The organism is Roseovarius sp. D22-M7, assembly GCF_037083785.1.
Lineage (GTDB): Bacteria > Pseudomonadota > Alphaproteobacteria > Rhodobacterales > Rhodobacteraceae > Roseovarius.
In genome coordinates this window covers 22961-32497 of sequence record NZ_JBAPKY010000041.1, presented here as the reverse complement: position 1 = coordinate 32497, position 9537 = coordinate 22961, and the positions used below count along the sequence as shown (strand labels likewise).

The 9537-nt window shown below is 68.5% G+C and carries 11 protein-coding genes; 6 read left to right on the top strand and 5 right to left on the bottom strand.

Features of this window, described 5'->3' with window-relative positions; translation table 11 throughout:
* A partial coding sequence (locus V8324_RS15925; RefSeq protein ID WP_336420364.1) for an ATP-grasp domain-containing protein occupies positions 1 to 242 on the bottom strand: 242 nt, incomplete at its 3' end.
* A gap of 218 nt (positions 243 to 460) precedes the next feature.
* Positions 461 to 1423: a malate dehydrogenase gene (gene mdh / locus V8324_RS15920; protein ID WP_336420916.1), complete on the bottom strand. Its 963-nt coding sequence runs from the start codon at positions 1421 to 1423 to the stop codon at positions 461 to 463.
* A 201-nt stretch (positions 1424 to 1624) separates the two neighbouring features.
* On the opposite strand from mdh, the gene V8324_RS15915 reads away from it, so the two are divergent.
* From V8324_RS15915 to V8324_RS15900, 4 genes are read left to right on the top strand one after another with little or no spacing between them, the layout of a single operon-like run.
* Positions 1625 to 2485 (top strand): HpcH/HpaI aldolase/citrate lyase family protein, encoded by an 861-nt coding sequence (locus tag V8324_RS15915; protein ID WP_336420915.1) that lies wholly within the window; start codon positions 1625 to 1627, stop codon positions 2483 to 2485.
* Between the two features lie 5 nt (positions 2486 to 2490).
* Positions 2491 to 3036: an NnrU family protein gene (locus tag V8324_RS15910; RefSeq protein WP_336420914.1), complete on the top strand. Its 546-nt coding sequence runs from the start codon at positions 2491 to 2493 to the stop codon at positions 3034 to 3036.
* A gap of 4 nt (positions 3037 to 3040) precedes the next feature.
* Complete coding sequence (locus V8324_RS15905) at positions 3041 to 3244, top strand: DUF1737 domain-containing protein (RefSeq protein ID WP_336420913.1); 204 nt, start codon at positions 3041 to 3043, stop codon at positions 3242 to 3244.
* Complete coding sequence (locus V8324_RS15900; RefSeq protein ID WP_336420912.1) at positions 3245 to 4273, top strand: MaoC family dehydratase; 1029 nt, start codon at positions 3245 to 3247, stop codon at positions 4271 to 4273. It begins immediately after the preceding gene.
* A gap of 3 nt (positions 4274 to 4276) precedes the next feature.
* Here the strand turns inward: V8324_RS15900 and V8324_RS15895 are convergent, their stop codons facing one another.
* Complete coding sequence (locus V8324_RS15895; RefSeq protein WP_336420911.1) at positions 4277 to 4675, bottom strand: NUDIX hydrolase; 399 nt, start codon at positions 4673 to 4675, stop codon at positions 4277 to 4279.
* A 142-nt stretch (positions 4676 to 4817) separates the two neighbouring features.
* Positions 4818 to 7268: an ATP-dependent helicase HrpB gene (gene hrpB / locus V8324_RS15890; protein ID WP_336420910.1), complete on the bottom strand. Its 2451-nt coding sequence runs from the start codon at positions 7266 to 7268 to the stop codon at positions 4818 to 4820.
* 201 nt (positions 7269 to 7469) lie between these two features.
* On the opposite strand from hrpB, the gene meaB reads away from it, so the two are divergent.
* On the top strand, positions 7470 to 8438 hold the full coding sequence (meaB, locus tag V8324_RS15885; RefSeq protein WP_336420909.1) for a methylmalonyl Co-A mutase-associated GTPase MeaB: 969 nt from the start codon (positions 7470 to 7472) through the stop codon (positions 8436 to 8438).
* Here meaB and V8324_RS15880 read toward each other — a convergent pair.
* Entirely contained in the window at positions 8435 to 8674 is a 240-nt protein-coding gene (locus V8324_RS15880) for a hypothetical protein (protein ID WP_336420908.1), read from the bottom strand. The two genes, meaB and V8324_RS15880, sit on opposite strands and share 4 nt — an antisense overlap.
* Positions 8675 to 8797: 123 nt before the next feature.
* On the opposite strand from V8324_RS15880, the gene V8324_RS15875 reads away from it, so the two are divergent.
* A complete protein-coding gene (locus V8324_RS15875; protein ID WP_336420907.1) occupies positions 8798 to 9496 on the top strand; it encodes a M48 family metallopeptidase in 699 nt (232 codons plus the stop codon).
* The last annotated feature ends 41 nt before the right edge of the window (positions 9497 to 9537 follow it).

The following is a 9537-nucleotide window of genomic DNA, read 5'->3' as shown; positions in this document are numbered from 1 at the left end:
TCGGCGGCCTCTTCCACCGATTTCGAGATCCGCACCCCGCCCGCGTCGCCGGCCCCGGCCTCCTTGAACTTGCCCTTGCCGCGCCCGCCGGCATGGATCTGCGCCTTCACGACCCAGAGCGGCCCGTCCAGCGCCCCCGCAGCCGTCTTCGCCTCCTCGGCCCGCAAAACGACACGCCCGTCCGAGACCGGAGCCCCGTAAGACCGGAGCAGCGCTTTCGCCTGATACTCGTGGATGTTCATGACACTGTCCCATCTTGCTGCGATTGGAACATGTATAGGCACAGAATGCGGGCCGGTTTAAATGATTTTTTGAGGTTTCGGGGTTTTCCGCCGGATTTGCGGCGCTTGTGATCACACGCTCGAAACCTGTGATCACAAGGCGGCACCAAGCGCCGCGCCGAAAGAATCAGGGCCGGGGATGTCCCGGCCCTGCCTTGGATGGCGTCGCGACCGCGCGGTCAGGCCAGCGCCTGGTCGATTTCCTTGCAGGCCGAGACGAGGTCGCGGACCGCGCCGACGGACTTGTCGAACATCGCCTGCTCGTCCTTGTTGAGCGAGATGTCGATGACCCGCTCGATGCCGCCCGCGCCGATCACCGTGGGCACGCCGACATACATGCCCTTCACGCCGAACTCGCCGTTGCAATGGGCCGCGCAGGGCAGCACGCGCTTCTGGTCCCCGAGATAGGCCTCGGCCATCTCGATGCCGGCAGTGGCGGGCGCGTAGAAAGCCGAGCCGGTCTTCAGCAGGCCGACGATCTCGGCGCCGCCGTCGCGGGTGCGCTGCAGGATCGCGTCGAGCTTTTCCTGCGTGGTCCAGCCCATCTTGATCAGGTCGGGCAGCGGGATGCCGGCGACGGTGGAATAGCGCACGCAGGGCACCATGGTGTCGCCATGCCCGCCCAGCACGAAGGCCGACACGTCGCGCATCGACACGCCGAATTCCAGGCTGAGGAAATGCCGGAAGCGCGCCGAGTCGAGCACGCCGGCCATGCCGCAGACTTTCTCGGGCGGCAGGCCGGAGAATTTCTGCAGCGCCCAGACCATTGCATCCAGCGGGTTGGTGATGCAGATCACGAAGGCGTCGGGCGCGTTGGCCGCGATCCCCTCGCCCACGGCCTTCATGACCTTGAGGTTGATGCCCAGCAGGTCGTCGCGGCTCATGCCGGGCTTGCGCGGCACCCCGGCGGTGACGATGCAGACATCCGCGCCCGCGATATCCTCGTAGGATTGCGTGCCTTTCAGCTTGGCGTCGAACCGTGCGGAGGGGCCGGATTCCGCGATGTCGAGCGCCTTGCCCTCGGGGGTGCCTTCGGAGATGTCGAAAAGCACGACATCGCCCAGCTCCTTGAGCGTGGCGATATGGGCGAGCGTGCCACCGATCTGTCCCGCGCCGATCAGCGCGATCTTGGGTCTGGCCATTGTCTGTCTCCATCGGTTGAAAATCTGCAGATCGGACTAAAGCGCTTTGGGCCCCCATGCAAGGCTGCTGGCGCGTGGGGCGCGTATGGCCCGCCGGCGGCTTTCGCTGCATCGCGGCAAAAAGCGCTTGAAACTTTGCACCGGGAAATGTCATTTCGGCGCAACATCGTTGCATGCACGCGCATACGGAAAGGTCAGCCCATGGACAGCACGGCGCATCCCTACCGATCGGTTCTCTACATCCCCGGCTCCAAGGAGCGGGCGCTGGACAAGGCGCGCGGGCTGGCGACAGACGCGATCATCTTCGATCTCGAGGATGCCGTCGCCCCCGATGCCAAGGCCGAGGCGCGCGCCACGCTGGCCGAAGCGCTGCGCAGCGGCGGCTACGGCAAGCGCGCCAAGATCGTGCGGATCAACGCGCTGACCACCGCCTGGGGGCTGGAGGATGCCATCGCCCTGCGCGAGGCCGGCGCCGACGCGATCCTGCTGCCCAAGGTCAACAACCCGTCGGATATCGACACCCTGTCGGAGGTGATCGGCCCCGACCTGCCGGTCTGGACGATGATGGAGACCCCGGGCTGCGTGTTCAACGCGCGCGAGATCGCCGCGCACCGGCAGGTGACCGGGCTGGTGGCGGGCACCAACGACCTCAACAAGGACCTCGGCGCGCGGATGCGGGCCGACCGCATGCCGCTGATGACAGCATTACAGCGCATCGTGATGGCCGCGCGCGCGGCACGGGTGGTGGCCATCGACGGGGTCTACAACCGGTTCCGCGACGGCGACGGGCTGAAGACCGAATGCGAGCAGGGCCGCGACCTTGGCTTCGACGGCAAGACGCTGATCCATCCCGCGCAGATCGAGATCGCCAACACCGCCTTCGCGCCCACCAATTCCGAGATTGAACTGGCCGAACGCCAGATTGCCGCCTATGAAGAAAGCCGCGCCTCGGGCCAGGGGGTCGCGGTGGTGGACGGGCAGATCGTGGAAAATCTGCATGCCGTGGCCGCGCAACGCACCCTCGCCCGCGCGCAGGCGATACGGGAAATGGCAGCGGAGTAGCCACCATGGTCAATCTCACCCTCGGGCTGGTCCTCTGGACCGCCGTACATCTTTTCAAGCGGGTGCTGCCCGATCTGCGCGCGCGGATGGGCAATGCCGGCAAGGCGCTGGCCGCCGTGGGCATCCTTGCCGGGCTGGTGCTGATGATCGTGGGCTACCGCCAGGCCGAGGTCGTGAACCTGTGGTTCCCGCCCGCCTGGACGGTGCATGTCAACAACCTGCTGATGCTGGCCGCGGTGTTCCTTTACGGGATGAGCGCGACCAAGGGCCGGCTGCGCGGCGCCATGCGCCATCCGCAGCTGACCGCCGTCAAGGTCTGGGCGGTGGCGCATCTGCTGGTCAATGGCGACCTGGCCTCGCTGATCCTGTTCGGGGGCTTGCTTTTGTGGGCCGGGGCCGAGGTGGCGGTGATCAACCGCTCCGAGACATGGGTCCGACCAGAGCCGGGCCCGGCCAGCAAGGACATCATCCTCGTCGGCATCACCATCGTGGCGTTCCTCGCGATGACCTGGATCCACAACTGGCTCGGCGTCTGGCCGTTCCCGGGGTAAGCACATGAAACTGTACAGGTTCCTGACCGCCGACGACACGTCCGAGTTTTGCCACAAGGTGACCGACGCTCTCAACAAGGGCTGGCACCTGCATGGCGGGCCGACCTACGGCTTCGACGGCGCCAATGGCGTGATGCGCTGCGGGCAGGCCGTGGTGAAGGAAACCGAGGGCACGTATTCGCCCGACATGAAGCTTGGGGACCAGTAGATGAAGACCAATCCCGGCCGCTTCTTCGAGGATTACAGCCTCGGCGAGGTGATCCGTCACGCGGTGCCGCGCAGCGTGTCGGGCGGCGAGCGGGCGCTTTACCACGCGCTCTATCCGGCGCGCCACGCGCTTTATTCCTCGAACGAGTTCGCGCGGGCCTCGGGACTGCCCGACAGTCCGATCGACGATCTGGCGGCGTTCCACATCGTGTTCGGCAAGTCGGTGCCCGACATCTCGCTGAACGCCGTCGCGAACCTGGGCTATGCCGAGGCGCGCTGGCGGCACCCGGTCTATCCCGGCGACACGCTGCGCAGCGAATCCGAGGTGATCGGGCTGAAACAGAACTCGTCGGGCAAGACCGGCGTGGTCTATGTGCGCACCACGGGCCTCAACCAGCACGACCTGCCGGTGATGGAGTTCGTCCGCTGGGTCATGGTGCGCAAACATGACGAGGCCGCCCCCGCCCCCGAACCGGTGGTGCCGGACCTCGCGGCGGCGGTCGATCCCGGCGCCCTGGTGGTGCCTGCCGGCCTCGATTTCACCAATTACGATTTCGGGCTGGCGGGCGATCCGCACCGGGTGGGCGATTACGAGATCGGCGAGGTGATCGACCATGTCGATGGCGTGACCATCGAGGAAGCCGAGCACATGATGGCCACGCGCCTGTGGCAGAACACCTCGAAGACGCATTTCGACGTGACGCCGCGCGAAGACGGCAAGCGGCTGATCTATGGCGGGCACGTGATCTCGATGGCGCGGGCGCTGTCGTTCAATGGCCTCGCCAATGCCCAGATGATCGCCGCGATCAACGCAGGATCACACGCCAACCCGTGCTTTGCCGGCGACACCCTGCGCGCCTGGTCAGAGGTGCTGGACCGCGCCGAGACAAGCGCGCCGGGCGTCGGCGCGCTGCGCCTGCGGCTGGTGGCCACGAAGGGCGGCGAGGCGTTCACCCTCAAGGACGCGGCCGGCAAGTACCTGCCGCACGTGCTGCTGGATCTCGATTACTGGGTGTTGATGCCGGTCTGAGGCTCAGAGACGGCCCAGGATTTTGCGCAGCCCCGGCTCCTCGACCTTCGAGGCCGCCTTGCGGGCGGTCATCCAGGTGCGCTTGCGCTCTTTCGCCTCGGGAAATTTGGCGTGCAGGTCGCTCTTGCGCAGGCGCACTCTGTAAAGATGCACGGTCAGCCGCAGCTTGCGCCCGTCCTTCAGCCGCTTGATGTAGTCGAACTGCCCGGCAGGACTGGCCTCGGCGGGATCGACGCGCACGCCGGCCTCTTCCCAGGCCTCCTGCATGGCCGCGCCGGCGGCGCTGCGGCCTTCCATCGGCCAGCCCTTGGGCACCACCCAGCGGCCGCTTTCGCGGCTGGTCACCAGCAGAACCTCGGTCTGACCCCTGCGTTTTCGCCAGCAAAGCGCGCCGACTTGCATGTCATCGGCATCGGCGGAGACGGGGGGGACAACGAGAGTGGCGTCCCCGCCTGGGGGAAATGACCGGTTCATCATGTATCTGCTCTGACTCATTAACATTTTTTATAATCGCAGCATATGACAAACGGGTAAAGAACGCAATTCAGGATCGGTTTCGCGGCTTGGCGCGCAGAGTGGGATCGGCGGCGGTCGGATCCTCGGGCCAGGGATGACGCGGGTAGCGGCCGCGCATGTCCTTGCGGACGTCGGCGTAGGACGACGCCCAGAAACCGGGAATGTCCGTGGTGGTCTGCACCGGCTTGCCGCCCGGCGACAGAAGCGTGACACGCAGCGGCGTGCGCCCCACCACCGGGTGCGTGGTCTGGCCGAACATCTCCTGCAGGCGCAGGGTGATCTCTGGCGGGTCGGTGCCGTAATCCACGGGGATCCTGCGACCCAGCGGCGTGGTGAAATGCGCCGGTGCGAGACGGTCGAGCGCCTGCATCTGCTGCCATGAAAGCTGCGCGCGCAGCGCCTCCAGCATGTCGAAGCGCCTCCAGTCCTGCGCGGTGGTCACGCCGGCGAGATAGGGCAGCAGCCACGTCTCCAGCGTCTCCATCAGCGCGGCCTCCGACAGGTCCGGCAGGTCGGGGATTGCATCGCGGCATAGCGCAACCCGCGCCGCGAAGCGCCGCGCGGCGTCGGTCCAGACCAGCCCCAGCTCGCGCACACCGTCGAGCATCGCGCGCGCCAGCGCGTCCTGCGGGGCGTCCGTCCAGTGCCGATCATCGAGGACCAGCGCCCCGAAGCGTTCCTGCTGGCGGGCGGTCACCCGGCGGGCGCGCCGGTCCCACCGGCAGATGTCGTGCCAGCCGATCTGACCCGCGTAGAGGCTTCGGATCTCGGCCTCGGTGATGCGGATCGCCTGGCGTATGCGCGCCTCGCGCGGATCGCCGTCGAGGTCCGTCGCCACGATCAGCCGCGCGCCGGCCAGCGGGTCGCCCTCGGGCATAGCGGCCCCCTTTCCGCCCGACAGAACGTAGCGCGGCGCCTCGCCCTTGCGGCGCAGCCCGATGCGGTCGGGATAGGCCAGCGCGGCCATCTCGGCGGCGCTCATCGCGCTTTTGCCGTTCGCCTGCCGGGCAAGGCGCCTCGCTTCGGTGCGGATACGCTCGACCGCGGCGCGACCCGCGGGGTGCGAGCTGCGCTCGGCATCGCCGCGCGGGTCGCGAATGGCGTCCAGCCGCAGCGACAGGTCCACCGGGGCGCCGCGCCCCAGCGGATCGCGGTCGGCCAGAAGCGCCGCAAGCTCGGCGCCCCCGGGTCCGGCCCGCGCCAGCATATGCGCGAGGCGCGGATGCAGCGGCAGGCCGGCCAGCACCCGCCCGTGATCGGTGATCAACCCGCGCGCATCCAGCGCCCCCAGCATTCGCAACAGCGCCTGCGCCTCGGCATAGCTGCCGGGATTGGGCGGCGTCAGGAAGGGCAGATCGGCGGGATCCGCCCCCCAGAGCGCGAGTTCCAGCGCCAGCCCGGCGAGGTCCGCAGCCTCGATCTCGGCCGGGGGGAAGGGGTGCAACGCTCCCTCCTCGCCGCGCGTCCAGAGCCGGTAACAGATGCCGGGCGCCACCCGCCCGGCGCGCCCGGCGCGCTGCGTCGCCTCGGCGCGGGTCACGGGCTCGGTCACCAGCCGCGACATGCCGCTGCCGGGGTCGAACCGCGCGCGCCGCGACCGGCCGCCATCCACGACCACGCGGATATCCTCGATCGTCAGCGAGGTCTCGGCGATGGCGGTGGCGAGCACGATCTTGCGACCTTGGGTGCAGGGCGCGATGGCCGCGCGCTGCGCGGCGAACTCCATCGCGCCGAACAAGGGGCGCAGATGGCAGTCCTCGGGCAGGCGACCGTTCAGCCGCGCCTCGACGCGGCGGATCTCGCCCTCGCCGGGCAGAAAGACCAGCACGCCGCCTTCCGTCTCGCCGACCGCATCGGCGACGAGATCCGCCAACGCATCCTCGAAGCGCGCGCCCTTGCGCCGGGGCCGGTCGAGCCAGCGGGTCTCGACCTCGAAACTGCGCCCCTCCGAGGTGATCACCGGCACATCGCCCATCAGCCGCGCCACCGGCTCGGCATCCAGCGTGGCCGACATCGCCAGCAGCACCAGGTCCTCGCGCAGGGCGCCGGCCACCTCCAGACACAAGGCAAGCCCCAGATCGGCGTTGAGCGAGCGTTCGTGAAACTCGTCGAAGATCACCGCACCCACGCCGGGCAGATCGGGATCGGACTGGATCATCCGCGTCAGGATACCTTCGGTCACCACCTCGATCCGGGTCGCGCGCGCCACCCGCGCCTCGCCGCGGATGCGGTAGCCGACCGTCTCGCCCACGCGCTCGCCGAGGGTGTCGGCCATGCGTTCTGCCGCCGCGCGGGCGGCCAGACGCCGCGGCTCGAGCATGACGATCCGGCCCGGCACCAGGCCTGCCCGCCAGATCTCCAGCGGCACCACCGTGGTCTTGCCGGCCCCGGGCGGGGCCTGCAGCACCGCCCGCCCGCGCCCGCGCAGGGCATCGATCAGCTCGGGGATCGCATCATGGATGGGCAGGCCGTCTTGCATGGCCCGGACTATCGGCCAGACACGCGCGATTGGCCAGAGCGGCGCGCAGGCACCTCGATTTCATCTTTCCAAAAATACTCGAAACTCCTGCGACCGCCGCAGGCGGGCCGTCTTGGACAAGGCGCCGGGCGGCCCGGTCTGGACATTCGCGCGCGTCCCAAGGCATGAAGGTCGCCGTGAGATAGGCAACCTGGTGAGCGCATGGATATCGAAGAGCTGAGCAAGCGGATCGTCTCCGGCGATCGCCGGGCGCTGGCAAGGGCGATCACCCTGATCGAAAGCGGGCGCGCCGATCACCGTGCCCAGGCATCCGGCCTGATGGAGGCGCTGAAGGATACCGGGCGCGAGGCGATCCGCGTCGGCCTGTCCGGGACGCCCGGCGTGGGCAAATCCACCTTCATCGAGACCTTCGGCCTGATGCTGACCGGCGACGGGTTGCGCGTGGCGGTGCTGGCCGTCGATCCCAGCTCGGCACGGTCGGGCGGCTCGATCCTCGGCGACAAGACGCGGATGGATCTGCTCAGCCGCGATCCCAACGCCTTCATCCGGCCCTCGCCCAGCCGCTCGCACCTGGGCGGCGTCGCGCGGCGCACCCGCGAGACAGTGACCCTGTGCGAGTCCGCCGGGTTCGACGTGGTGCTGATCGAGACGGTGGGCGTCGGCCAGTCCGAGACGGTGGTCGCCGAGATGTCGGATCTCTTCGCGCTGCTGCTGGCGCCGGCGGGCGGCGACGAATTGCAGGGCGTCAAGCGCGGTATCATGGAAATGGCCGACATCATCCTCGTCAACAAGGCCGATGGCGATCTGAAACCGGCGGCGATGCGGACCTGTTCGGATTATGCCGGCGCGCTGCGGCTGTTGCGCAAGCGGCCACAGGACCCCGAGGGTTTTCCCAAGGCGACCTGCGTCTCGGCGCTGCAGAACGAGGGGCTGCGCCCCGCCTGGGACGAGATGACGACGTTGATCGAGTGGCGCTGCGCGCATGGCCATTTCGCCGCGCGCCGGGCGGCGCAGGCGCGCTACTGGTTCGGCGAGGAGGTGCGGCACGCGCTGCTGGCACGGCTCGACACGCCCCAGGCCCGCGCCGCGATGGAGGATTACGCCGCCCGCGTGGCGCGCGGCGACATCACGCCGGCGGTCGCCGCCGCGGAATTGCTCGACCGGCTTTAAGGCTTGCGCGGCCGGTGGGCATAGACGCCCTCGGGCAGGTCCAGCGCCGCGCCCAGATCGCGCAACTGCGTGGGCGACAGCGTGATCCGCAGAACGCTGTCGGTGCGCGGATCGTATTGCTCGACGGTGACGCACTCCTCGAAGGCGTTGACGATCACGTCCTCGCCCAGCGGCGCCGGCCCCTCGTCCACGAGGGTGATCACGGTGGCGTCGAAATCGTGCTCGATCGAAAACATGCCTGCCAGCCTAAACGCATGGCGGGTCTTTGCAAGGGGGCGCGCTCCGCGCCGGAAAGAGCTTTTTCGTACGTGAAAGCCTGCTAGAACGGGGAGAACGGCAAGCACGGGGGGAAGCACGCGATGCGCTGGATCTACATTCTCGGACTGGTGGTGCTGACCGGCTGTGTCGCGACGACCGGGCCCGCACCCCAGCAGCGGCAGGCCGCGCGCGCAACGCCCGAGATGCCGACCCGCGCCGAGGTGCAGCGATTCCTGACCGTGATGCGCCGCGTGGAGCCGGTGGCGGAGCGCGAGTGTCGCAACCGCGCGCCGCGCAGCAATTGCGATTTCCGCATCGTGGTGGATGACCGCCCCGGCCAGCAGATCAACGCCTACCAGACGCTGGATCGTTCTGGGCGGCCGATCATCGCCTTCACGCTGCCGATGATCGCCGCGGTGCGCAACGCCGACGAACTGGCCTTCGTGATGGGCCACGAGGCCGCGCATCATATCGAGGGGCATATCCCGCGCCAGCAGCAGAACGCGGCCGCCGGCGCGATACTTCTCGGCGGGCTGGCCTCCTTGAGCGGTGCGAGCCAGGGCGTGGTCGACCAGGCGGTGGATATCGGCGCGGGCGTGGGCGCGCGCAGCTATTCCAAGCGCTTCGAGCTCGAAGCGGACGCGCTGGGCACGGTGGTCACGCACCGGTCCGGATATGATCCGCTGCGCGGGGTGGATTTCTTCACGCAGATCCCCGATCCGGGCAACCGTTTCCTGGGCACCCATCCGCCCAATGCCGACCGCGTCGCAATCGTGCGGCAGGTTGCGGCGGGATTGTGACGCCATGCGCGCCGCGCCGCGTTTTTGACGCAGATCAAGGC

Excerpts from the sequence above, each read along its gene's own strand:
- mdh (WP_336420916.1), bottom strand. The coding sequence starts at position 1,423 with ATGGCCAGACCCAAGATCGCGCTGATCGGCGCGGGACAGATCGGTGGC.
- V8324_RS15915 (WP_336420915.1), top strand. The coding sequence starts at position 1,625 with ATGGACAGCACGGCGCATCCCTACCGATCGGTTCTCTACATCCCCGGC.
- V8324_RS15910 (WP_336420914.1), top strand. The coding sequence starts at position 2,491 with ATGGTCAATCTCACCCTCGGGCTGGTCCTCTGGACCGCCGTACATCTT.
- V8324_RS15905 (WP_336420913.1), top strand. The coding sequence starts at position 3,041 with ATGAAACTGTACAGGTTCCTGACCGCCGACGACACGTCCGAGTTTTGC.
- V8324_RS15900 (WP_336420912.1), top strand. The coding sequence starts at position 3,245 with ATGAAGACCAATCCCGGCCGCTTCTTCGAGGATTACAGCCTCGGCGAG.
- V8324_RS15895 (WP_336420911.1), bottom strand. The coding sequence starts at position 4,675 with ATGCAAGTCGGCGCGCTTTGCTGGCGAAAACGCAGGGGTCAGACCGAG.
- hrpB (WP_336420910.1), bottom strand. The coding sequence starts at position 7,268 with ATGCAAGACGGCCTGCCCATCCATGATGCGATCCCCGAGCTGATCGAT.
- meaB (WP_336420909.1), top strand. The coding sequence starts at position 7,470 with ATGGATATCGAAGAGCTGAGCAAGCGGATCGTCTCCGGCGATCGCCGG.
- V8324_RS15880 (WP_336420908.1), bottom strand. The coding sequence starts at position 8,674 with ATGTTTTCGATCGAGCACGATTTCGACGCCACCGTGATCACCCTCGTG.
- V8324_RS15875 (WP_336420907.1), top strand. The coding sequence starts at position 8,798 with ATGCGCTGGATCTACATTCTCGGACTGGTGGTGCTGACCGGCTGTGTC.